The 25,565-nt window shown below is 30.8% G+C and carries 16 protein-coding genes; 12 read left to right on the top strand and 4 right to left on the bottom strand.

The window, feature by feature from the left end; all coding sequences use genetic code 11:
- Positions 1-119: 119 nt before the first annotated feature.
- The 10 genes from Q4512_RS01950 (at position 120) to Q4512_RS01905 (ending at position 18,129) form a co-directional block, all read left to right on the top strand.
- A complete protein-coding gene (locus Q4512_RS01950) occupies positions 120-4,460 on the top strand; it encodes a LamG-like jellyroll fold domain-containing protein (protein ID WP_303421056.1) in 4,341 nt (1,446 codons plus the stop codon).
- Positions 4,461-4,838: 378 nt separating this feature from the next.
- Entirely contained in the window at positions 4,839-8,843 is a 4,005-nt protein-coding gene (locus Q4512_RS01945) for a LamG-like jellyroll fold domain-containing protein (RefSeq protein WP_303421054.1), read from the top strand.
- Between the two features lie 161 nt (positions 8,844-9,004).
- Positions 9,005-9,400, top strand: a complete 396-nt coding sequence (locus Q4512_RS01940; RefSeq protein WP_303421052.1) for a T9SS type A sorting domain-containing protein — start codon at positions 9,005-9,007, stop codon at positions 9,398-9,400.
- A gap of 117 nt (positions 9,401-9,517) precedes the next feature.
- Entirely contained in the window at positions 9,518-12,922 is a 3,405-nt protein-coding gene (gene ileS, locus Q4512_RS01935; RefSeq protein ID WP_303421050.1) for an isoleucine--tRNA ligase, read from the top strand.
- A 4-nt stretch (positions 12,923-12,926) separates the two neighbouring features.
- Positions 12,927-13,307 carry a TraR/DksA C4-type zinc finger protein gene (locus Q4512_RS01930; protein ID WP_303421047.1) on the top strand — a complete coding sequence of 127 codons (381 nt, stop codon included), beginning with the start codon at positions 12,927-12,929 and terminating at the stop codon, positions 13,305-13,307.
- 127 nt (positions 13,308-13,434) lie between these two features.
- Positions 13,435-14,055, top strand: coding sequence for a hypothetical protein (locus Q4512_RS01925; protein ID WP_303421045.1), 621 nt, complete (start codon positions 13,435-13,437; stop codon positions 14,053-14,055).
- Between the two features lie 90 nt (positions 14,056-14,145).
- The gene (locus Q4512_RS01920; protein ID WP_303421043.1) at positions 14,146-14,766 is read left to right on the top strand and encodes a lipoprotein signal peptidase; all 621 of its coding nucleotides are present in this window, start codon (positions 14,146-14,148) and stop codon (positions 14,764-14,766) included.
- 83 nt (positions 14,767-14,849) lie between these two features.
- Positions 14,850-15,989: an AraC family transcriptional regulator gene (locus Q4512_RS01915; RefSeq protein WP_303421041.1), complete on the top strand. Its 1,140-nt coding sequence runs from the start codon at positions 14,850-14,852 to the stop codon at positions 15,987-15,989.
- A gap of 75 nt (positions 15,990-16,064) precedes the next feature.
- Positions 16,065-17,684 carry a hypothetical protein gene (locus Q4512_RS01910; protein WP_303421039.1) on the top strand — a complete coding sequence of 540 codons (1,620 nt, stop codon included), beginning with the start codon at positions 16,065-16,067 and terminating at the stop codon, positions 17,682-17,684.
- Position 17,685: 1 nt separating this feature from the next.
- Positions 17,686-18,129 carry a hypothetical protein gene (locus Q4512_RS01905; RefSeq protein ID WP_303421037.1) on the top strand — a complete coding sequence of 148 codons (444 nt, stop codon included), beginning with the start codon at positions 17,686-17,688 and terminating at the stop codon, positions 18,127-18,129.
- Between the two features lie 371 nt (positions 18,130-18,500).
- On the opposite strand, the gene Q4512_RS01900 is transcribed toward Q4512_RS01905, so the two are convergent.
- From Q4512_RS01900 to Q4512_RS01885, 4 genes are read right to left on the bottom strand one after another with little or no spacing between them, the layout of a single operon-like run.
- Entirely contained in the window at positions 18,501-19,064 is a 564-nt protein-coding gene (locus Q4512_RS01900; protein ID WP_303421035.1) for a 5-formyltetrahydrofolate cyclo-ligase, read from the bottom strand.
- Positions 19,061-20,029: a succinylglutamate desuccinylase/aspartoacylase family protein gene (locus tag Q4512_RS01895; protein ID WP_303421033.1), complete on the bottom strand. Its 969-nt coding sequence runs from the start codon at positions 20,027-20,029 to the stop codon at positions 19,061-19,063. Before Q4512_RS01895 ends, Q4512_RS01900 begins: the two co-directional genes overlap by 4 nt.
- A 7-nt stretch (positions 20,030-20,036) precedes the next feature.
- Positions 20,037-20,909, bottom strand: a complete 873-nt coding sequence (rimK, locus tag Q4512_RS01890) for a 30S ribosomal protein S6--L-glutamate ligase (RefSeq protein WP_303421031.1) — start codon at positions 20,907-20,909, stop codon at positions 20,037-20,039.
- Positions 20,906-21,331: a RimK/LysX family protein gene (locus tag Q4512_RS01885; protein WP_303421028.1), complete on the bottom strand. Its 426-nt coding sequence runs from the start codon at positions 21,329-21,331 to the stop codon at positions 20,906-20,908. Before Q4512_RS01885 ends, rimK begins: the two co-directional genes overlap by 4 nt.
- Positions 21,332-21,463: 132 nt before the next feature.
- Here Q4512_RS01885 and uvrC point away from each other — a divergent pair, with 132 nt between their 5' ends.
- Both uvrC and Q4512_RS01875 read left to right on the top strand, forming a co-directional pair.
- Positions 21,464-23,257, top strand: coding sequence for an excinuclease ABC subunit UvrC (gene uvrC, locus Q4512_RS01880; protein ID WP_303421026.1), 1,794 nt, complete (start codon positions 21,464-21,466; stop codon positions 23,255-23,257).
- Entirely contained in the window at positions 23,254-25,485 is a 2,232-nt protein-coding gene (locus Q4512_RS01875) for a patatin-like phospholipase family protein (RefSeq protein ID WP_303421024.1), read from the top strand. Before uvrC ends, Q4512_RS01875 begins: the two co-directional genes overlap by 4 nt.
- The last annotated feature ends 80 nt before the right edge of the window (positions 25,486-25,565 follow it).

Genomic DNA, 25,565 nt, shown 5'->3' with positions numbered 1-25,565 from the left:
GAAAAAAAAACAGATGACCGATAAAGTAGGTTTTTTCAACGAATATTTGATTGAAAAATGAAGCTTTTACTTCGTGTCTATTTATTTTTGGACTGTTAGATCCCAAATCTATAGACATCATGAAAATAATCACCTACTTAAAGGCACACTTGTGCACTTTAAACAGTTTATCTAAAGTTTATTCTAAAGGCTTATTCTTTTGCGTATTATTTTTTACGCATATATATGTGTTCTCTCAAACGAATGCAACAAGCATAACATCTGGAGTAACTTTTCAATGGAATGATTCTCAAACGACAAAAACAGATCCTGCTACAATTCAGGCAATTGCCGTAAATGGTAATGTGTATTTTCAATTTGGAGTTCCTAATGCTTATGAGTTAACACAAGTTGGACCAAATGGTCATGCTAGTAATGGGATTCGATTAAATGGACCAAAAATAGAAAATACAAGTGCTAGTGCTACTTGGAATTCTTCCGCTTTAGCTGCGTATCAATCTTTAAACTTGAACCATTATTTTGAAAATAATGGTAATGGACAAAATATTTGTGATGATTATACTGCAGAACAAACAACTGTTGCACAAAGACAAACTTTATCTTACGGATCTGGTATAGCAGCAAGTTCAAGTGGTGTAATTGCAATTACAGAACGTAACGCAAATAATTGCTATCATATTGAGTTTTTTGGAATTCCAGTTAATGGCGGGACAGAACAAAGCCTAGGGGAAACATTTGTTAATACAGATGGCGTGACAAGTTACGGGCATGGTGGAACAGGAGGTGTTAATAACTTTGGTACTATAGGTACTATAAATGCGCCTAGTGCATCTTCAGATTATTGGTTAAGTGATCGTGTTGTTGAAACTGGCGGTACAATTGGTATTGCTTTGTTTTATCTTAATGATATTGCTCCAACAGGTTCTACAATTACTAAAGCTGTTTTAACAGCAGCATCTTCAGATCATGGAGATGGAAAGTTGTTTATTTTAACGCTTCCAGATCACGATAAAGATGGACTTAGTGATGTTGATGATTTGGATGATGAAAACGATGGGATTTTAGATTCTACAGAATCTAACGGTATTGACCCTTCAGCAGATCATGATACCGACGGAATTCCAAATTATCAAGATCCAGATTTTTGTACTTTAAATAGTTTTGGAATTTGTGAAAATCTAGATTTTGATACCGATGGTGTTCCTAATCATTTTGATGCGGATAGTGATAATGATGGGATTTTTGATGTTGTTGAGTCTGAAGGTCTAGATACTAATTATGATGGGAAAGCAGATGGATCTGTTGGATTAGCGCCAAATACTATAGGTGTTCCTAGTTCTGCTGGTTCAGGGAATACACCGATAAACACAGAGTATTCTAATGGTTTTGATTTTTTAGATATTGATGCAGATAATGATGGTATTCCAGATAATATAGAAGCGCAACCTACTGTAGGTTATGTTAGCCCTAGTGGTACTATAGATTCTTTTAATGGAGTCAACTCGGCTTATCCAAATGGTATCATACCAGAAGATACAGATCTAGATGGTGTTCCAGATTATATAGATACCGATTCAGATAATGATGAAATACCGGATGTTGAAGAAAATGGTATGGCTGATGTTGTTCTTAATATGGATGCAGATAATGATGGTTTAGATAATGCTTTTGAAACAACAACAATACTTGATTTAATTTGGGATGTAAATGAAGCAATTGAAGACCCAACAGATTTATCTGTTTTGCCAGATACCGATGGAGATTTAAGTGATGGTGGTGATTTAGATTATAGAGACTTAATAGATGTTCGTATCCCTAAAGCGACATTAGATTTTGATGGTGTAGATGATTATTTAGATACCAATCCATACATTACAAATTGGACCAGTGGTACTATTATGAGTTGGGTAAAAATTGAACATACATCCGATGGAAACCTTCCAAACTTATACAGTATTGCTGGTCAAGAGAACATGAGGTTATATATTACTAATGGTAGAACACCTTCATTTTATGTAATCACTCAAAATCAAGTAACGGCATCTAGTAATTATCCTTCTAACAACATTCAAGTACAACCAGATCCATTACTAAATATTAAATTAGAAAATCACTTATGGTATCATTTAGCAGGTGTTTTTAACTCATCAGATCAAACGGTAAAATTATACTTAAACGGAAAATTAGTTGGAGAAACCTCTGACCCAAATTTAAATTCTGAATTATTAACCCAAAACTATAACGGCACAGCTCATATTTACTCCCAAAGAGAATTTACTATTGGAAGATATCCAACAAACACAAGTACAGCTGGTTTTGGTCACTTTCATGGAGATATTGATGAAGTAAGAGTTTTTGATGCCGCTTTAACGGATGAACAAATTCAACAAATGGTTTATCAAGAAATTGAAAATAACGGAGGTGTTTTAAGAGGTACTATTATTCCTAAAGACATTGAAGATTTAAATACGTCTCAAAAAGTTTCTTGGAGTAATTTAAAAGGGTACTACCCAATGACAAATATTGTAAATAGTACTACTTCAGATTTTTCTTCAAATTCTAATGATTTAAAACTTCATAATATTAATACTATTCAAGAGCAAACAGCACCAATGCCTTATGTTTCTTCAAGCAATGGTGCATGGGGAGATGAAAACACTTGGTTGCATGGTGACGTTTGGGATATTACAGACACAGACAAGAATAAAGATTGGAGTGTTGTTGAAGTAAAACACAACATTACCGCAGCACATGAAGCAAAAAGTTTAGGTTTATTTATTGATGCAAATAAAACGTTAACAATGAATGGTGACAACTTAGTTTCTAATAGTTGGTATTTAGAATTAAATGGTACACTAGATTTACAAGCCGATTCACAATTAGTTCAAGGGATGTATAGCGATTTGGTAACCTCAGCAAATGGAAAAATATTAAGACGTCAAGAAGGAGCATCTAGTTTTTATTGGTATAATTACTGGAGTTCTCCAGTAGGAAGTACTAATTCCACAGTATTTACAAATAACAATACAACATCAAACAACACCAATAATACATCGTTTCAATTAAACATGCTAAAAGAAGGAAACGGAGATTTAGTAAGGTTTACTAGTGCCAACCATCAAATGAATAGGTTGAGTACTCGGTGGATGTACACTTATGAGAATGGCGTAACCTATTATGATTGGGGTACAGTAACGCCAAGCACAGAAATAAATCCAGGAATTGGTTATATTCATAAAGGAACAGGAGCAGCGCAACAATATATTTTTGAAGGGAAGCCAAATAATGGAACCATAACGCATAGTGTTTCCGACGCAGGAGGATCTGGGTCTGTACCAGGGGTTTCAAAAACAGAATACCTATTAGGAAATCCATATGCATCCGCATTAGATATTCATAAATTCTTAGACGATAATGCATCCGTATTAGGAGGAAGTATTCAACTGTGGCAACAATGGTCAGGTACCTCACATACCACAACCGAGTATGAAGGTGGTTATGCACAAGTAAACAAAACAGGAAGTGTACGCGCTTACCAGTTTGTGGGAGGCTTAGGCGCAAATAATGGTTCACAAGATGGAACAAAAATGCCAACACAATACCTACCAGTAGGACAAAGTTTTATAGCAGAAATAAAAAACACAGGTTCTGTAGTATTTAAAAATAGCCAACGTGTTTTTGTAAAAGAAGCAGATGCAGATGGATCAGAAACTAATGGTTCTGTATTTTTTAGAACATCAGCTTCCAATAACGAGAGAGAAGAACATTTGCTTCAAAAATTACGATTAGAATTTCAAGCATTAGATGGACAAGCAACAAGAAGAGAATTGTTATTAGGATTTAGTACATTCACAACAGATGGCTATGATTATGGATACGAAGCCATCAATACAGATGATAATCATGATGATTTAAACCTAATGTTAGATGGAGAGTATATGACGATTCAATCTTATGCAGCAATTACCAATGAAAAAGTAGTGCCACTAGCATTAAAAACAACAGGAAATAATAGTTATACCATACAATTAACACAAATAGAAAACCTAGACGAAGATCAAGAGGTGTACTTAAAAGATAATCTTACAGGAACCTATTTTGATTTACGTCAAGAATTAGCATATACATTTACATCAGAAGCAGGTGTGTTTAATGAAAGATTTGAGATTGTATTTCAACAAGAAGAAAGATTAAGTATAGAAGAAGTAACAGCACTAAATAATACAGTGATCTATTATAACAATACAAATGGATTATTATATGCAAAAGGATTACAAAATACAGCAAGCAATGTTAGTTTAACAAATATGTTAGGACAAAACGTTTATAGAAAAACAAACGTATCTAACCAAAGCTTAGAAAACGGAATGTCAATAAACAAATTAGCAACCGGAATATATATAGTAAGTATTAAAACAAAAGAAAATAAAGCTATTGATAAAAAGATAGTTATTGAGTAATACGAATTTAATTTTCAAATTAAAAGCTTCATTATCAATAAAATGAAGCTTTTTTTGTTCTATTAAAAATATTCATTTTCTGTTTTTAAGTGGTTTAATTGTAATGATTTAATTGTAAATCAACCGTTTGTAGGTTATTTCTACAGATCAACGATTAAATTTATTTAGTAGAAACTAAAAGATCAAATTTGACTCCTGTTACAATAATTTTGCTACTAGTTTAAAACTATTTAGCATGTGTTGATTAGCAATCTTCCCTCAAGATTTTAATATTTAAAATTAAATAGTCCCAAACTATTACAAACTATAAACCCAAATTAAATACTTGGCATATAAATTGATTTTATGCTGTTGTATTTAAAATGAAACCTACAAGTTATGATTAAACAATTACAATTCTGCGTGCTTTTTTTAAGCCTTTTTGCGTTTAGTTTCCTTTCATATTCTCAAAACATAAAAGATATCGATAATGATGGTGTCTTAAACAGTATCGATGTTGATGATGATAATGATGGTATTCTAGATATCATTGAGTGTCCTGCAGTTTCTGGAGCAGCTTCGCCAAAATCAGACGCAATAACCTGGTCTAAAAACGAATATGATATGTTCGTTATAGGGAATAATACGAATGGTTTAGGTTACCAAGAATCTGGTTTTCAGCAAGAGGTTTATGATAAAGGACAAGCGTTAACGGTGTTAAACGGTTTAAGTGAATATTCTTTTCCTTTAACTTCTTCTACACCTGGTTCTGGGGGAGCTAGTGTTGGTACTTTTGCTAACGGTGTATTGTCTTTTGAAGATAATTACGCACACAGATCTTGGGATATTGATCAATTTAGAACAACTACATCGGGAGGTTTTGTTTCTGGTAATGTAGGAACAGGAGTTTATATTTATCCTGAAGTTGGAAATCAAACAGGAGATTATTATACCGTAAATATAAATTTCTCAGAACCCGTAGCTTCTTTTAGTTTTGATATGGTAGATATTTATGACACGAATTCCGATTCTGCTACAGTTAATTATGAAGTATATGCCGACGATGAGTTAGTTGCTTATTTTAGTGATACTTATTTTGGAAATGATGCAACTGGAAATATAGATATTTTTGATGCAGATGGTGTTTTAAAAGGATCTTTAAGAGCAGGGCAGAATATTGAGAATACAATAGGATTTGTAACAGAAAACTTAGTAAGTAAAGTTTCGGTAAGACATATTGTTATTGCAGGAGGTTTAGCAACGTCTACTCATGATCCTCATGGATTTGACACCTTTGCTTATAGTTTTTTATGTGGTAGTCAAATAGATTTAGACGATGATAATGATGGTATTCCAGATAATATTGAAGCGCAAACAACTATTGGTTATATCGCACCAAGCGGGACAGTAAATACTACTGGGGCATATCCTGGTTTATGGAATAATTACGGGACAGGTATAATTCCAGTTAATACAGATGGTACAGATTTACCTGATTATTTAGATTTAGATTCAGACAATGATGGTATTCCAGATATTCAAGAAAATGGTATGGCAAATACTATATCAAACAATGATACAGATACTGATGGTTTAGATAATACATTTGAAGGTAGTAATACAAATGACTACTATGATGTTAACGATGAAATAAATGAACCTACAGACTTATCTGTTTTACCGGATACCGATGGCGATTTATTTAATGGTGGTGATTTAGATTATAGAGATAATGTAGATGTTTATTTAGAAAATGCTACTTTAGATTTTGATGGAGTAGATGATTATTTAGATACAAACCCTTTTATTACTAATTGGACAAATGGTACAATAATGAGCTGGGTTAAAATCGAATACAATTCAGAGGGTAGTCTTCCAAATCTATATAGTATTGCTGGACAAGAAAACATGAGATTGTACATAACTAGAGGTAGAACACCATCCTTTTATGTTTTAACTCAAGACCAAATTACAGCTTCTAGTAATTATCCTTCAAATAATATTCAAGTACAACCAGATCCATTATTAGATGTTAAACTAGAAAATCATTTATGGTACCATATAGCTGGTGTGTTTAATTCTGAAGATAAAACAGTTAAATTATATTTAAATGGAGAATTAGTAGGTACAACAACAGATACAAAATTAGACTCCGAATTATTAACAGAAAATTATAATGGTACTCCACATATTTATTCTCAAAGAGAATTTACTATTGGAAGATATCCTACAAACACAAGTGTCGCTGGTTTTGGGCATTTTAATGGAGATATTGATGAAGTAAGAATTTTTGATGCTGCATTATCAGACGAGCAAATCCAACAAATGGTATATCAGGAAATTAAAAATAACTCAGGAGTTTTAAGAGGTACTATCATACCAAAAGATATCGAAGATTTAAATACCTCATCAAAAGTATCTTGGAATAATTTAAAAGGATATTACCCAATGTCTAATATTAATAATAGCGCAACTTCAGATTATTCATCAAATGAAAATAATCTGAAGCTTCATAATATAACTTCTCTTCAGGAGCAAACAGCACCTATGCCTTATGTTTCTAATGCTAATGGAGCTTGGACAGAAGAAAGTACATGGTTACATGGAGATGTTTGGGATATAGAAGATGTTGCAAGTAATAAAGATTGGAGTATTGTTCATGTTAAAAATAATGTAAACGCAACGCATGAATTAAAGAATATTGGATTGTTTGTAGATGCCAATAAAACTTTAGAAATAAAAAATAATAACCAAGTAGCGAATAGTTGGTATTTAGAGCTAGACGGAATTATTGATTTACAAAATGATTCGCAATTAATACAAACAGAAAATAGTGATTTAGTAACTTCTTCCGAAGGAAAAATATTAAGACGACAAGAAGGTGCATCAAGCTATTACTGGTATAACTATTGGAGTTCTCCAGTAGGTGTAACGGGTGTTTCGGCCTTTATAGATAATAATTCTGAACATAATGGTAATAATACAGCCTTTAGTCTTAGTATGTTAAAAGATAGTGATGGGGATAATATGACTTTTACAAGTGCAAACCATCAAATAAACAAATTAAGTACTAGATGGATGTATACTTACGAAAATGGTGTGACTTATTATGATTGGGGAACCGTAACACCAAGTACAAATATTAACCCGGGTGTTGGTTATATTCATAAAGGAACAGGTGTAGAGCAACAATATATTTTTGAAGGTAAACCAAACAATGGAACTATAAAAATAAGCGTAGCTGATGCTGGAGGATCTGGGTCTGTACCTGCAGTATCTAAAACGGAATATCTTCTAGGTAACCCTTATGCATCAGCAATAGATATACATAAGTTTTTAGATGATAATGAAGCTGTTTTAGATGGTAGTATTCAACTATGGCAACAGTGGTCAGGAATTTCACATGTTACTACAGAATACGAAGGTGGTTATGCACAAGTAAATAAAACGGGAGCAGTAAGAGCATATCAATTTGTTGGTGCAGAAGGCTTAAATAATGGATCACAAGATGGTACTAAAACGCCAACAAAATATGTACCAGTAGGACAGAGTTTTATGGCAGAAATAAAAAACACAGGATCCGTAGAGTTTAATAATGGACAGCGTGTTTTTATTAAAGAAGCAGATGCAGATGGATCTTTAAATAACGGTTCTGTGTTTTTTAGAGAAACCAATGAAACGAATAGTGCAGATGTAATTTCTTATGGGCCAACCATGCGAAAACTAAGATTAGAATTTAAAGCATTAGACGGTCAGGCTACAAGAAGAGAATTGTTATTAGGATTTAGTAATATCACTACAGATGCTTACGATTATGGATACGAAGCAAGAAATACAGATAGTAATCATGACGATTTAAATCTGTTATTAGATGGTGAATATATGACTATACAATCTTATGCTGAAATAACAGCGGATAAAGTAGTGCCATTAGCATTAAAAACATCTGGAAATAATAGTTATAGTATTAAGTTAACTGCATTAGATAATATAGAAGAAAGTCAAGAAATTTACTTAAAAGATAATCTTACAGATATATATTTTAATTTACGCCAAGATGTTGCATATACTTTCACATCAGAAGCTGGACAATTCAATGAAAGATTCGAAATAGTTTTTGAAGAAAATCAAAGATTAAGTACAGAAGAAGTGATAGCAAATAACAATAGCGTAATTTATTATAATAACAACAGTGACTTATTATATGTAAAAGGATTAAATGCAGAAGTAAGCAACCTAAGTTTAATGAATATGTTAGGTCAAACAGTTTATAAAAAAACAAACCTATCTAACAATGTGCTAGAAAATGGAATGCCAATTAGTCAATTAGCAACTGGAATTTATGTTGTAAGTATTAAAACGAAGGATAATCAAATCTTAGATAAAAAGATAATTATCGAATAATTAGCTATTAGTTTTTAGTTGAAAAAGCCTAAACGTAAGTTTTGGCTTTTTTTATGCCTATAAATCAGGTAGTGATTTTAGAAGTTACATGGGATTAAAGAAAAAATCCTATTTTATTTAGTAAATTCATTTTTACATTTTAACGAATTTTTTGCGTTTAATTGACAAATTATTTTTTTATATTAATTTATTGTAATGGTCATGAATCTTGTGGAAATAGGATTAATAACGCTTCCGATGGTGAAGTAGAAGATTATACCGTAAATATTATCAATAATACATTATCTACTTCAGATATTACTTTATCTGCTGTTTCTGTTTATCCAAATCCAATGAAAGAGAATGTAGTAGTTAAATTGCCTTCCGCATTTAATTATCAAGAATTAAACATCACGTTACTTGATTTACAAGGTAGAATTATTCGTAACAAATCGGTTACTAATTCCCAAAGTGAAATACATTTTAATGGATTAGAAAAGCTAAGTAATGGTGCTTATTTTATGCGAATTACAGAAGGAAATAAGACTTTAATTTCAAAAAAACTTATTAAAATATAAGTCGTTTTATATAATAAAAAGAAAAGCCTCTGAAATTTCAGAGGCTTTTCTTTTTTATAAACTTAACAAATTCATACAAATTCATTAATTTCGCAACTCTTAAAAGAAAATGATAAAATGAGCACGACTTTTCCTGAATATAAAGGACTTAACTTACCAAATGTTGCAGACGAAATCTTAAACTATTGGGAAGAGAATAACATCTTCGAAAAAAGTGTAACCACTAGAGAAGGTGCAAAACCGTATGTGTTTTTCGAAGGACCTCCTTCAGCAAACGGATTACCTGGTGTACACCACGTATTAGCTCGTGCTATTAAAGATATTTTTCCGCGATATAAAACCATGAAAGGCTACCAAGTAAAGCGTAAAGCTGGTTGGGATACACATGGTTTACCTATAGAACTTGGTGTAGAAAAAGAACTAGGTATTACGAAAGAAGATATTGGTAAAACTATTTCTGTCGAAGATTACAACGCTGCTTGCCGTAAAGCAGTAATGCGTTATACCGATATCTGGCATGATCTTACCAATAAAATGGGATACTGGGTAAATATGGACGATCCCTATATTACCTACGAACCTAAATACATGGAAACGGTTTGGTGGTTACTAAAAGAGATTTATTCTAAAAATTTAATGTATAAAGGCTATACCATTCAGCCATATTCACCTAAAGCAGGAACAGGTTTAAGCTCGCATGAGGTAAACCAACCGGGAGCATATCAAGATGTTACAGATACCACTATTGTTGCGCAATTTAAAGCCATAGAAAATACCTTGCCCGACTTTTTACAAAACGAAGGAGATATTCATTTTATAGCTTGGACTACAACACCTTGGACACTTCCAAGTAATACCGCATTAACGGTTGGACCAAAAATAGATTATGTTTTAGTGGAAACCTATAACCAATACACATTTCAACCTATGAATGTGATTTTGGCAAAAGCTCTAGTAAACAAACAGTTTGATGGTAAGTTTAAAAGAGTTGAAGAAAAAGCAGCGCTTTTAGAATATAAAAATGGCGATAAAAAAATACCTTATTACGTAGTAAAAGATTTTAAAGGAAAGGATCTTGTTGGTATTAAATACGAACAACTTCTACCGTACGCTTTGCCAAATGATAATCCCCAAGATGCTTTTCGTGTAATCTCTGGAGATTTTGTAACTACAGAAGATGGTACAGGTATCGTACATACAGCACCAACCTTTGGAGCAGATGATGCATTAGTTGCTAAGCAAGCCACACCAGAAATACCACCATTATTGGTAAAAGACGATAATGATAACTTAGTGCCTCTTGTAGATTTACAAGGTCGTTTTAGACCAGAAATGAAAGAGTTTGGAGGTAAGTACGTTAAAAACGAGTACTATAAAGATGGTGAAGCTCCAGAGCGTTCTATAGATGTAGAAATTGCTATTAAGTTAAAAGAAGAAAATAAAGCCTTTAAGGTTGAGAAATACAAACACAGTTATCCACATTGCTGGCGTACAGATAAGCCGATATTATACTATCCATTAGACTCTTGGTTTATAAAAATTACAGATGTTAAAGGTCGTATGCATGAGCTTAATACAAGTATTAACTGGAAACCAAAATCGACAGGAGAAGGTCGTTTTGGTAATTGGATAGCGAATGCAAACGATTGGAATTTATCTCGTTCTCGTTATTGGGGAATTCCACTACCAATCTGGAGAACAGAAGATGGTAAAGAGGAAATTTGTATTGGTTCTGTAGAAGAACTAAAAGCAGAAATGGCAAAAGCAGTTTCCGCAGGAGTTTTAGCAAAAGATATCTATGCAGATTTTGAAGTAGGAAACAATTCCGAAGAAAACTATGCGAAAATAGATTTACATAAAAATATAGTAGATGAAATTGTATTAGTTTCTGAAAGCGGACAACCTATGAAACGCGAAAGCGATCTAATAGATGTTTGGTTCGATTCTGGTTCTATGCCTTATGCACAATGGCATTATCCTTTTGAAAATAAAGAATTAATTGACGAAAATAAATCCTTTCCAGCAGATTTTATAGCAGAAGGAGTAGATCAAACACGTGGATGGTTTTATACTTTACATGCTATTGGAACAATGGTTTTCGATTCGGTAGCGTATAAAAATGTAGTTTCCAACGGATTGGTTTTAGATAAAAACGGACAAAAAATGTCGAAGCGTTTAGGTAACGCTACAGATCCTTTTGAAACCTTATCGACCTATGGAGCAGATGCAACACGTTGGTACATGATTGCTAATGCAAACCCTTGGGATAATCTAAAATTTGATGTCGATGGTATTGAAGAAGTGAAGCGTAAATTCTTCGGAACACTATATAACACCTATTCATTCTTCACATTATATACCAATATTGATAAGTTTAGTTATGCAGAAACAGATATTCCTTTAGAAGAAAGACCAGAGATTGATCGTTGGATTCTTTCCGAATTGCATACATTAATTCAAAAAGTAGACGATTACTATGCAGCATATGAACCAACAAAGGCAGCAAGAGCAATTTCAGAATTTACACAAGAGTATTTAAGTAATTGGTATGTGCGTTTAAGTAGAAGACGTTTCTGGAAAGGCGATTACCAAACCGATAAAATTTCGGCATATCAAACCTTATATACTTGTATGTTAACCATAGCGAAACTTGGAGCGCCAATTGCACCATTTTTTATGGATAGACTTTACTTAGACTTAACAAAAACTACACACACAGAGAGTTTTGAAAGTGTACATTTGGCGGAGTTTCCAAAAAGTGATACTGCTTATATCGATAAATCTTTAGAGCGTAAAATGGAAGCAGCACAAACAATCTCTTCTTTAGTCTTATCGTTACGTGCTAAAGAAAAAATTAAAGTGCGTCAGCCATTGCAAAAAATTATGATTCCTGTAGATTCAACCCAACAAAAGGAAGAGATTTTAGCAGTTGCTAATTTAATAAAACACGAAGTAAATATTAAAGAAGTAGAGCTTTTAGATGATGCTTCCGATATATTAGTGAAACAAATAAAACCTAATTTTAAAGCTTTAGGACCTCGTTTTGGAAAGGATATGAAAGCGATTGCTGGAGAAATTCAGAAATTTACCGCTGAAGACATAAAAAAAATCGAGCAAAATGGTGTTTTAGATGTGGAAGTTAACGGAAAAAGTATTACTTTGGAACTCAGTGATGTAGAAATTACATCACAAGACATTGAAGGTTGGTTGGTAGCAAATGAAGGTAATTTAACCGTTGCTCTAGATGTTACTATAACCGAAGAATTACGTAAAGAAGGGATTGCTCGTGAGCTCGTAAACCGTATTCAAAATTTACGTAAAGATTCTGGATTTGAAGTTACAGATAGAATAGATGTGAAGCTTCAAAAAGAAGACCAAATTGTAAAGGCAGTAGAGACTAATATAGAGTATATTAAAACCGAAACCTTAACCGAAACGTTAGAAATTGTAGAACAAATAGATAATGGTATAGAAATTGCTTTTGATGCTATAAATACCAAATTATTTATTACAAAACATTAAAACTATGGCAACAGATATAAATGTAAGATATGCAGATAAAGATTTAGCCGAATTTAAAGAGTTAATACAAGAAAAAATTCAAAAAGCACAACACGATTTAGAGCTTATTAAAAGTGCGTATATGAATGACCATAATAATGGTACAGATGATACATCACCAACGTTTAAAGCTTTTGAAGAAGGTAGTGAAACCATGAGTAAGGAAGCGAATTCGCAATTAGCAATTAGACAAGAAAAGTTTATTCGTGATTTAAAAAATGCACTTATTCGTATCGAAAATAAAACCTATGGTATTTGTCGTGTTACTAAAAAGCTTATCGCTAAAGAGCGTTTAAAATTAGTGCCACATGCTACTTTAAGTATTGAAGCTAAAAACTTGCAATAAAATTTAAAAATAGAATCTCCTTAGAATTAAGAGACTTTATAACTACAACACAAACGCTTCAATTTTATTGAGGCGTTTGCTTTTTAACCTTTTGTCATTCCCAGAATAGTAGCGCAATTTGAATAAAATGAAAATCATTATTTACATACTATTTTTTTGTTTTACAGGCTTGGTAGAAGCGCAAAATATCACAGAAAAAACTTTTCCTGCAACTACAGTTACAAGTATAAATATTAATGGCGAAAATATATTTCAAATTACTGTAGAAACCAAACCAGTAGATGCTATTACAATTTATTCAAGAGTAGAAGGCGAAAATAACCAAGACTTTATTTTGGTTACAGAAACTAAAAACAATAATCTACATGTTTCTGTAAAACAACAGCCTTTATTTAAAGATGCTAACGATAAATTAAGTGCACACAAAGTGATTTCTGTTGCCATTCGTTTAGTTATTCCAGAAAACTTAAAAGTATTGGCAAATATTTATAATAGTGATTTTATCGTGAAAGGACGATATAGAAATGTTGTAGTGAATTCTAATTATGGGAATTGCTTTTTAAATACTTTTCTCGGTAATGCAAAAATTTATACTAGAAACGGAAATATTGCATTGCAAACAAAGGATGCAAATATTGTTGCAACTTCTAAAAATGGTTTAATTAAAACCGAGGAAATAAATACTGGTTTCCACCAAATAGAAATTAAAACCATAAACGGAAACGTAAGTATAACTAAAAGTCAATAATATTCCTATTTTTGCTAAAAATCGCCTGTTAAGATTTTGTCACATTCCGTTTGTCGAAGTGTGTTTATTTAGAAACTAGAAGACAAATTTATGTCATTAAAAAAATCAATAGTACTCATCCTTATTATATTACTAATAGATCAGGTTAGTAAAATATACATAAAAACACATTTTTTACTTGGTGAAAGCGTAGAGGTTTTCGATTGGTTTAAAATTTATTTTATAGAAAATGATGGTATGGCTTGGGGAACTAAAATAAGCGATTTTGTTACTTTTATTAGTGATAGAACAGCTAAGATATCTTTAACGATTTTTAGAATTGTAGCTATAATAGGTATTGGGTATTGGTTAGTAACTGCAATTAAAAAACATAACCCAAAGGTACTTATTCTTGCCATTACTTTAATTTTTGCTGGCGCTTTAGGTAATATTATTGATTCCACATTTTATGGCATTTTGTTTAGTGATAGTTATCACCAAGTTGCTTCCTTTTTACCAGAAAGTGGTATTAATGGACATATTTTAGAAGGTAAAGTGGTAGATATGCTTTATTTTCCTTTGTGGAAAGGCTATTTACCAGAATGGTTACCGTTTTATGGTGGTAAATACTTTACTTTTTTCGAGCCCGTTTTTAATGTTGCAGATATGGCCATAAGTGCTGGTTTTATTATGCTAATTGTTTTTAATAAAAGAGCTTTTTCTAAGGATTAAATTTACGGAAAAACCGTAACACTAAAGTTTTTACAATGTTTTATAAAATTGTAGTTTTGAGTTAAATATATTACATTTTTTTAGTGAACGAATTAAACTTCAACATTTTTAATCTTTTAATAATTCTAGGTGTTCTACATGGTGTTATATTTAGCATCATAGTATTTTCTCAAAAAAAGTATATTACAAATAACACTTTATATCTTGGTCTTGTAGTACTTTTTCTTTCGTTTAGTAATTTACAATATTGGTTATTAGATACATCCTTAATTAATAGTCATGCTGTTTTTAAATACATCTACATTCCTTGGCATTGGTTGGTGTTGCCAATGTTCTATTTGTATGTGTATAAATTTTTAGGAAATAAAACTATTGGTTTAAAAAGGAGATTATTATTAAGCCCTTTTTTTATTGTTTTAAGTATTCATCTATTACAATTACTCTATAAATTTTTTATAAATAATGAATATATAATACCTTCTCATTTTAAAAGAGGAATATTTGTTTATTTAGAGTTTGCTTCTTTTATATTTAATGTGCTAGTTATGTATTTTACGTATAAAATGATAACAGATTATGAAAAAGATAAAACCTATAATATTAAATGGATTACTTCTGAAACCAATTGGCTAAAAAAATTAATTTTTTCAGGATTGCTAGTTTGTATTTGTTGGCTAATAGCAATTATAATTGTTGTAGTTTTTAATTTAAATAAAACAATGTTCTTTTATCCAATGTGGATTTGTATTTCCGTTTTAGTATATTGGATAGGTTATTCAGGTTTAAACAAATCTACTCAATTACGAAACAGGATAGAATTACGCCAAAAAAGAATACTAGAGTTTAGAGTTAAAGAAGAGAAAAGTATAAATAAAAGTGATTCAAAATCATTTAATAAAATTGAAAAACTAATAAAGCAAGATAGATTATACTTAAACCCTAAACTAAATTTAAAATATCTTTCTAACACTTTAAATTTAAGTGAAGGATATATTTCACAAACATTAAATGCAAATTCTAAATTAAATTTTAATGACTATGTAAATACTTTGCGTATAAAAGACGCAAAACAAATGTTAGTCAATTCAGAATTTGACAACTATACTATTGTTACAATTGGTTTAGAATGTGGTTTTAACTCTAAAACAAGTTTTTACACAGCATTTAAAAAGTTTACAAATAAAACACCAAGCGAATTTAAAAAAGATGTCCGAAATCTGTAACTTTCTATAAATACAACACATTCAAACTTTTAATCTATAGTACTATTGTTTCATAAACCATATAATCCAACAAACATGAAACAACAAGTTTTTAAATTATTAGTATTATTTATTCTAGCTTTAGCAATGGTAAATTGCCAGAAAGAGGATGACAGTTTTGAAGAACCAAAACAAGAATTAATATTTAAAAAAGTATATTTTGATGAACTAAATCAAAACAACAAATTAGCACAAAAATTAGAAACATTAAAAGAAAATAAATCTCTTTATGCAAGAGAAGATAATGATTCATTATTAGATTTTACAATAAATAATGAAGTAGCAAACTATGTAGAATACGAAAATGGAAATCATTCTTATTCATTTTCAATAAATAGACCTTATCAAACAAATACAGTAGAAAATCTATTATTAGTCTCAAATTCAAATAACGATTATAATGCTTTTATTGTAGATTATAATATATCAAAAGAAGAATATGAAAATTTAGAAAACACATCAAATTTAACTAGAACAATAAATTATTTTCCAATTGAATATGATAATATAAATTTAAGAACTGAAGTAGAAGATGCTTGTACTTGGGATGTACATACATGGGTCTGGATGGATGGTTCTGTCGATGTAATAATAACCATAACATGTAATTCTGGAGGAAGTAGCACTTCTGGAGATACATCATCAGATGGTCCAGGTAATGACAACCCAAGTAATGATGGTTCTGGAGGAAATGGAGTTAATTTCAATAATCCTGGAGGATATTCTGCACCAGTTAAAACAAGAAACTACACCCAAGAAATAACAGATTGTTTAGGAAACTTAAACTTTGACACACAATTATGGTTACAAGATTCAGAAAACTTTTTTAACATGAGAAATTTAAGTATGTTTCTAGAAACTAATGGTTGTAGTGAAACTACTCAAAATATTGGTGACTCACTTCTTGCTAATATGATGGAAGATGATACTTTAACATTCCTAGAAGCTTTAGAACAATACTTTGATGAAAACCCAGAAGTTTTTATGGAAATGTTTCAATATGATGGAGGAAATGAAGATTACCCAATTGAAGATATGGCAGTGTATTTAGATTGTTTCAATGATGGCAAAGTCGCTGATAATTATAAATTTATACTTTATGTTGATCAACCTGTTAAAGGTAGTGACGCTGTAGCAAATGCAATTACTATGAGTGTAGGTCACACATTTTTCTCTTTAATAAAGAATAATACAGATGGAACTAATGTTACTAAAACTTTAGGGTTTTATCCTTCTGGTAGTGAATACCTTAATAATAGTGATTTAGATGGTCCTGGTATTTTTCAAGATAACGGAATCGAAAATGATGAACATGATTACGATGTTAGTGTCACATTTAATGATTTAACAAATAGTCAATTTAATAACATAATTAATGATCTGATTATTATTGAAAATTCAAATTATGATTTAAATGATTATAACTGTACAACAGTAGGTCACGATTTGGCAGTTGATAATCTAGGTTTTACATTAGAACCAAATCTTTCATTTTATAAATGGTTTGTAATTTTAACTCCTGTAGTAGGTATTAGTCCTGGACAATATGGTCAAGATTTGTTTAGCGAAAATCATACAGCTAATGTTCCTTCATATACAACAATTATTAATAATGATGGAGATAAACCCAAAACATCTACATCTAATTGCAATTAACATGAAAAAACATAAATTATTTAACTTTAGTGATAAAAGAAATCTATTAATTTTATTATTATTTTTTAGCGCTTATTTATTGTGTTCAACAAATGAAAAATATTTACCAATTCCATATATTTTAATTGAAATTGGACTACCTATAGAAACAATAATGCATGGTTTTATTGGTGAATTTAACAATTATTTATTTTATTTATTATTATTAATATCACATTTTTCCATTCTTTTTTTAATAAAAAAAAGAACACCTAAAGCATTAAGTATATTTATTCCATTTATTTTCATTTTTTTGTTTTTCACTTATTGTTTAATAAATAATAATATTGATAGAATACTAAAAAGTAGTCACGTTTTTTATTCTATGATTCCATACTCAACTCTGTGGTTGATATTAATTTATTCAACTTATAAAAAATCAAAAACTATTTGTGAAACAGAATAAAATAGAATCTCTAAAAATAGCATCAGTAATTATATTTTAATAATTACATCTTGTACTGATAAATTATGTGTTCCTATTGGCTTAATGCTTTTAACTGCAGTAATGAACTTTTTATATATTTTTTCTGCAGAAATTGTTAATTTGATAATACCTTATTTAACTATTATTTGTATAATTCTAATTTTGTTTTCTAGGGCAAAAAAAAAGTCACTTTATGTAGTACTAGGTTATTTGTTGACTTATATTTTACTTTATAAGATGTATATCAATGAAGATTTTTGTAATAGAATTAATCAAGACAATTTTTTTGTTATTACAACAAGTATTTACTTAATAATTTCAGGATATATTATTTACAAGACATTAAAAAATTAAAACCTATAAACCTGCTCTGGAGTAATACAATAATCAAGAGCAATATCACTTTCAAAAACATCTTTAATTTTGTTTTCTGCTTCAAAAAAAGAAAGTCCAATTTTTATAGTTTCAGGTTTGCAAGAAGCTAGAAATTTATCGTAAAAGCCTTTACCATAACCTACTCGGTTTCCGTTGGTATCAAAAGCTAAAAGAGGCACAAAAACAAGCTCTATATTTTCTGCAGGAATTGGTATTCCATCCACTGGTTCTGGAATGTTATATTTGTTTTTTTTAATGGTGGTATTATCTGTAAGCAGAAAATTATTCAACAAACCGGTTTTAAAATCACTTTTAGAGAGCACAATGTTTTTATCTTTTCCAGATAGTATATTTAAAATATAGTCTGTATTTACTTCGTGTTGTTCGGTAATACTTAAAAAAATATGGTAAAAAGAAAAGTTCCAAATATCTAATTGCAAAAGTTGGTTGGCAATTTGTAAACTAAAATCGTCTAATTGCGTTTCGGTTAACTCTTTACGTTTTAATAGGTATGCAATTCGTAATTCGGCTTTTGTCATAATAATTCTTTAGAAATATGAAACAAAGCATCTCCTTGATATACAATTGGTAATTCGTTAATATTAATAAGGTATCCCGAGTTGTCTGCTTTTACAAAATGGTTAAACTTACCATAGGGATCTGTAATGTTTCCAATAACATCCCCCTTTTCAACAAAGCTACTTATTTCTATAGTGGCTTTAAACATGCCGGAGTATTTTGCTCTAATCCATTTGCTATCGTTTATAAAAACACAATCTGTTTTAGGTGTAGAAACTTTAAATTTACTAGATAGCATACCCAAACTATGTAGTACACGTTTAATACCATTTACACCATGGTTAGTAACATTATTGTCTATATGAAAAGATTTTCCACCTTCAAAAAGAAGCATTGGTTTTCCTAATTTATGACAAGTGTTTCTAAAGGATTTATTGAGGTTTTTGGAATAGAGTATAAAGGGAGCTCCAAATTCTTGAGCCAATTGATCTAAAGTTTTACTGCCTTTAATAATTCTAATTTGAGGTGCATTAAAACGTCCAGCGCCACCAGTATGGAAATCCATAATAAAATCTACTTCTGTTACAATTTCATGTATTAATTTATAGGCAACTCTACTTGCTAAAGAACCTTTTAAAGTTCCAGGAAAAACACGATTTAAATCTCTACCATCCGGAAAATCCCTGGATAGATTTATAAATCCAAATACGTTAATTACTGGAATACAAATAATGGTTCCTTTTTTAGGTTTGAAGATCCCTTTGGCTATTATTTGACGAATAATTTCAACACCATTTACTTCGTCACCATGAATTCCTGCGGTTAATAAAACCGTTGGCCCTGGTTTTTTAGCGCGCTCAATAAATACAGGGACTTCAACAGAGTTTGAGGTGTGTAGTTTTGCAACTTCAAAAGAGATTTCTTTGCTCTCTCCTAGTTTAATGGTTTCCCCAAGAATGGTAATTGCTTCTTTATGGTCTGTCATACATTAATTATCGATTTTTTTCAATATAAGTAATAATGCTTTTAGCTATATTTTTTCCAGTAGCATGTTCAATGCCTTCTAAACCAGGAGTAGAATTAACCTCTAAAATTAATGGTCCTCTGCTAGATTGCAACATATCTACACCACAAACAGGAAGTTTTAGTGCTTTTGCAGATTGAATGGCTAATTTTAACTCTGGTTCGCTTAGTTTTATAACATTTGCACTTCCTCCTCTGTGTAAATTAGAACGAAATTCACCCTCTTTACCTTGGCGTTTCATAGCGCCAACTACTTGTCCATTTACAATTAAAGCACGTAAATCGGCCCCTTTTGCTTCGCCAATAAATTCTTGTACAATTACTCTTGCTTCTAAACCATTAAAAGCCTCTAATACAGATTCTGCTGCATTTTTGGTTTCGGCTAAAACAACTCCTAAACCTTGGGTTCCTTCCAATAGTTTTATAATTACAGGAACTCCTCCAACGTGTTCTATAACCTCTTCAACATCTCTACTGTAATTAGTGAAAACGGTTTTTGGCATACCAATTCCTGCTTTACTTAAACGCTGTAAACTTCGAAGTTTGTCTCTAGATCTTTGAATGGCATCACTAGTAACAATAGTAAAAACACCCATTTCTTCAAATTGACGTACCACAGCACAACCGTAAAAAGTTATCGATGCACCAATACGAGGTATGATTGCATCTACATAATTTAGATATCTATCTTTATAATAAATAGTTGGTTTTTGTTGTTCAATAATAATATCACACTTTAAAGGATCTATTACCTCTATTTGGTGACCACGCCTTTCGCCTTCTTTAACTAGTCTACTAGTGGAATATAAATTAGCGTTACGCGATAAAATAACTATGTTCATAATGTTTTGAAGTTGTGTGATATGTTTTCTTGGTCTACATCAACCAAGAATTTTCGTTTTAAAAATTGCCTGCCAATAAGTACAGGAAATTTCATGTCTTCTCTGGTGCTTAAAGTTAAGTTAATCTTATATGTTTTTCCAAAAATAATGACTTCAGATTTTACTTTAAACCTATTTTCTTTAAAACCATTGCTACTTTTAATATTTGTTTTAGTAAAGTTTTCAAAAATTACTTCTTTGCCACTAAAATTAGGGTGGCCCTTACTATAAAAAGTGCATATTAAATTTTCACCATCTACTTGTATCTGAGAACAGTGTATAGCAGAGGTATACGCACCTGTATCTATTTTAACATCTATGGTGTACAAATCTAGTTTCGGGAAGTCTATTTTATCTACTCTTCCTATTGTTTTTTTAGTCATTTACTATATTTCAAAAAGTGGCGCAATGTAATAATTAAGTATTTGTAAAAAGCTTCTTTTTTATTAAAAAATTAAACGTTAAAAGCAGTGTGTTTTTTCTTTAAAAAAAATTAAAATAAGTACATTTACAAGATGAGTGAACCTGCTTTAAAAATACAACTTAAAACCTTACCGAGTGCTCCCGGAGTATACCAGTACTTTGACGAAGAAGGTACGCTTATTTATGTAGGTAAAGCTAAAAATATAAAAAAACGTGTGAGCTCTTATTTTACCAAAACACATGAAAATGGTAAAACAAGAGTATTAGTGAGAAAAATTGCTAGTGTAAAACATATTGTTGTAGAAACAGAAACAGATGCTTTATTACTAGAAAACAACCTGATTAAAAAAAACAAGCCAAGGTATAATGTGCTACTTAAAGACGATAAATCCTATCCTTGGATTTGTTTAAAAAAAGAACGTTTTCCTAGAGTGTTTTCTACCAGAAGAGTTTTTAAAGATGGAAGCGAATATTTTGGACCATACACAAGTATGAAAACGGTTTCTACGCTTTTAGATTTAATTAAAGGTTTATACCAATTACGCACATGTAATTACGATTTGTCCCCAGAAAAAATTGCAGCAGGAAAATATAAAGTTTGTTTAGAATATCATTTAGGGAACTGTAAAGGAGCCTGCGAAGGGTTGCAAACAGCGCAGGCTTACGAAGAAAATATAATTGCGATTAGAGAAATTTTAAAAGGAAACTTTAAAGATTCGTTATCGCAATTTAAACAACAAATGAAGCAATTTGCAGAAGAAATGCAATTTGAAGAAGCGCAAAAAATAAAAGAAAAAATCCAAGTGCTTGAAAATTACCAAGCAAAATCTACCATTATAAACCCTAAAATTAGTAATGTAGATGTGTTTAGCATTGTTAGCGATGAAAGTTTTGGTTATGTAAATTTCTTGCAAATTTCTTATGGTTCTATCATTCGTTCGCATACATTAGAGATTAAAAAAAAATTAGACGAAACCGACCAAGAACTTCTTGAGCTTGCTATTACAGAAATTAGACAGCGTTTCAATTCTAATTCTAAAGAAATTTATGTTCCTTTTAAGGTAAACGTTGGTGAAAATCTTAAAATAACAATACCACAGTTAGGTGATAAAAAACATATCTTAGACCTTTCTATTCGAAATGCAAAGTATTTTAGAATGGATCGCTTTAAGCAAATAAAAATTACAGATCCAGATAGGCATGTTAAACGAATCATGGCGCAAATGAAAGCCGATTTACGTTTAGGGGAAGCCCCAAGACATATTGAGTGTTTCGACAACTCTAACATTCAAGGTACACATCCTGTTGCTGCTTGTGTAGTTTTTAAAAATGGAAAACCTAGCAAAAAAGATTATAGGCATTTTAATATTAAAACAGTAGTTGGTCCAGACGATTTTGCTTCTATGGAAGAAGTTGTATATAGAAGATACAAGCGTTTGTTAGATGAAAAACAACCTTTACCACAATTAATTATCATTGATGGAGGGAAAGGACAGCTTTCTTCTGCTTTAAAAAGTTTAGATGCATTAGAATTAAGAGGGAAAATTGCGATTATCGGAATTGCGAAACGTTTGGAAGAATTATTTTATCCAAATGATCCAATTCCACTATATTTAGATAAAAAAAGTGAAACCCTTAAAATAATACAACAATTACGTAACGAGGCGCATCGTTTTGGTATCGAGCATCATAGAAATAAAAGAAGCAAAACAGCATTAAATACAGAACTGGAAAGTATTCCTGGAATTGGTGATAAAACCATTATAGAATTACTAAAAACTTTTAAATCTGTAAAACGAATTAGCAATGCAAAACTAGACGAACTGGAAGCTGTAGTTGGTGTATCTAGAGCAAATAAAATATATAATTACTATCACAATAAATGAATAAATTACTAACGTTAATATTGCTTCTTTTTAGTCTTTTAAGTTTCTCTCAAGAGCTAGAACAAGAGGACTTAAAAGTAGGTTTGGTCTTGAGCGGTGGTGGAGCAAAAGGGCTTGCGCATATTGGTACGCTTAAGGTTATTGATAGTTTGGGGATTCGCGTAGATTATATTGCTGGTACAAGTATGGGTGCTATTATAGGTTCTTTATATGCATCAGGTTATTCGGGTAAAGAAATAGATTCTATTTTTAAAGATGTAAATTTCGATGATATTATTAGTGACAACTTACCTCGAAAAGCAAAAACTTTTTATGAACGAGATAATTCTGAAAAATATGCAGTAACACTTCCGTTCAAAAAATTTAAAGTAAAACTACCACGAGCATTATCTAGAGGTCAAAACACATTAAGTTTACTAACTAAATTAACATTGCATGTAAGTGATATAGACGATTTTAGTAAACTCCCAATTCCGTTTTTTTGTGTGGCAACCAATATTGAAAATGGAGAGGCTGTGTATTTAGAGTCTGGAAGTTTGCCACAATCTATTTTGGCTAGTGGTGCTTTTCCTTCGTTGTTTCAGCCCGTTAGAATAAAGAATCAGGTTTTAATAGATGGAGGTGTTGTAAATAACTATCCAATAGATGAGCTTAGAGCAAAAGGTGTAGATATCATTATTGGTGTAGATGTACAGGACGATTTAGAAACGAGAGATCGACTACAATCAGCAACTAAAATTCTGCTACAAATAAATAATTATAGAACGATAAACGATATGAAAATCAAGTCTAAAAAGACCGATATTTATATTAAACCAGATATCACGAACTTTAATGTAGTGTCTTTTAGTGAAGGCCGAACTATAATAGATAATGGTGTATTAGAAACCAATAAGCACTTAAAAGAACTTAAAGACATTGTAGCTAATCAAATAAAAAAGAAACCTAAAATTACAAAAATAAAACCTATAGATAGTCTTACAATTAAAGGTATTAGTGTTAATGGATTAGATAAATATACCAGAGCTTATGTACTTGGTAAATTAAAATTTAAATCCGACGAAAAAATAAGTTATAATACTTTTCAAGATGGTGTAAACAATCTTGCAGCAACAAATAACTTTGAAAATGTAAGTTATAAATTAACACCTTCTGTAGATGATATAACGTATGTAATGAATATTAACCTTAAAGAAAGTAGGCAAAATACTTTGCTTAAGTTAGGTATTCATTATGATGATTTGTATAAGAGTGGTGTTTTAGTAAATGTAACACAAAAAAAAATACTATTTAATAGTGATGTAGCTTCCTTAGATTTTATAGTAGGAGATAATATTAGGTATAATCTAGACTACTATATAGATAAAGGTTTTTATTGGAGTATTGGTGTGCATTCTAGATACAATCAATTTAAACAAAATGTAGAAGCACAAACGATTTTAACTCCAGATCAATTGCTAGCAGTAAATGTGAATAAATTAGATGTGAAACTTATAGACTTTACCAATCAATTTTACCTGCAATCCTTATTTCGAAAAGATTTTTCATTAACATTAGGAGCAGAACATAAACACTTAAAAATAAAAACCGAAACCATACTTACCAATGCAAATCAAGAGGAAACTACTTTCGATAATAGTAGTTATTTCAGTCTTTTCGGAAAATTAAAACTAGATACTTTCGATAATAAATATTTTCCAAATGAAGGTGTTTATTTTGATGGCGATTTTCATTTGTATCTCTATTCATCAGACTTTAATAAAGATTTTTCAGAATTTTCAATTGCTAAGGCAACCATCGGTTATACAAAGAGTTTTAATAAAAATTTTACCGCAAACATTACCGCAGATGGAGGCTTTAAAATTGGCGAAAACTCTAATAGATCTTTAGATTTCGTAATAGGGGGGTATGGTAATAATTTTATAAATAATTATAAATCGTTTTATGGTTATGACTTTTTATCTTTAGTTGGAAATAGTTTTGTAAAAGGAACCATAAATTTTGACTACGAAATTTTTAAAAAGAATCATGTCAACTTCGCTGCAAACTATGCCAATATAGATGATAATATCTTCGATTCTGGCGACTGGTTTTCTGCTCCAGATTATTCTGGTTATGCAGTTGGTTACTCTCTAGACACCTTTTTTGGTCCAATAGAAGCAAAATACTCTTGGTCGCCAGAAACTAAAGAAGGAATGTGGTTTTTTAATGTAGGTTTTTGGTTTTAAAATAGTCTCAAAAATTTTCACGATATTTGTAAGACATCAAATAAGGTGTACGAATTAAGTTGTAGCTAATAACTTGTTTA

This window comes from Oceanihabitans sp. 2_MG-2023 (assembly GCF_030547245.1).
Classification (GTDB): domain Bacteria; phylum Bacteroidota; class Bacteroidia; order Flavobacteriales; family Flavobacteriaceae; genus Oceanihabitans.
The sequence above is the reverse complement of the archived record's forward strand: the minus strand, read 5'-3'. Positions and strand labels throughout refer to the sequence as shown.

What these genes read in the sequence shown, in the direction of transcription:
- Q4512_RS01950 (WP_303421056.1), top strand. Translation starts at nt 120, where the DNA reads ATGAAAATAATCACCTACTTAAAGGCACACTTGTGCACTTTAAACAGT.
- Q4512_RS01945 (WP_303421054.1), top strand. Translation starts at nt 4,839, where the DNA reads ATGATTAAACAATTACAATTCTGCGTGCTTTTTTTAAGCCTTTTTGCG.
- ileS (WP_303421050.1), top strand. Translation starts at nt 9,518, where the DNA reads ATGAGCACGACTTTTCCTGAATATAAAGGACTTAACTTACCAAATGTT.
- Q4512_RS01930 (WP_303421047.1), top strand. Translation starts at nt 12,927, where the DNA reads ATGGCAACAGATATAAATGTAAGATATGCAGATAAAGATTTAGCCGAA.
- Q4512_RS01925 (WP_303421045.1), top strand. Translation starts at nt 13,435, where the DNA reads ATGAAAATCATTATTTACATACTATTTTTTTGTTTTACAGGCTTGGTA.
- Q4512_RS01920 (WP_303421043.1), top strand. Translation starts at nt 14,146, where the DNA reads ATGTCATTAAAAAAATCAATAGTACTCATCCTTATTATATTACTAATA.
- Q4512_RS01910 (WP_303421039.1), top strand. Translation starts at nt 16,065, where the DNA reads ATGAAACAACAAGTTTTTAAATTATTAGTATTATTTATTCTAGCTTTA.
- Q4512_RS01905 (WP_303421037.1), top strand. Translation starts at nt 17,686, where the DNA reads ATGAAAAAACATAAATTATTTAACTTTAGTGATAAAAGAAATCTATTA.
- Q4512_RS01900 (WP_303421035.1), bottom strand. Translation starts at nt 19,064, where the DNA reads ATGACAAAAGCCGAATTACGAATTGCATACCTATTAAAACGTAAAGAG.
- Q4512_RS01895 (WP_303421033.1), bottom strand. Translation starts at nt 20,029, where the DNA reads ATGACAGACCATAAAGAAGCAATTACCATTCTTGGGGAAACCATTAAA.
- rimK (WP_303421031.1), bottom strand. Translation starts at nt 20,909, where the DNA reads ATGAACATAGTTATTTTATCGCGTAACGCTAATTTATATTCCACTAGT.
- Q4512_RS01885 (WP_303421028.1), bottom strand. Translation starts at nt 21,331, where the DNA reads ATGACTAAAAAAACAATAGGAAGAGTAGATAAAATAGACTTCCCGAAA.
- uvrC (WP_303421026.1), top strand. Translation starts at nt 21,464, where the DNA reads ATGAGTGAACCTGCTTTAAAAATACAACTTAAAACCTTACCGAGTGCT.
- Q4512_RS01875 (WP_303421024.1), top strand. Translation starts at nt 23,254, where the DNA reads ATGAATAAATTACTAACGTTAATATTGCTTCTTTTTAGTCTTTTAAGT.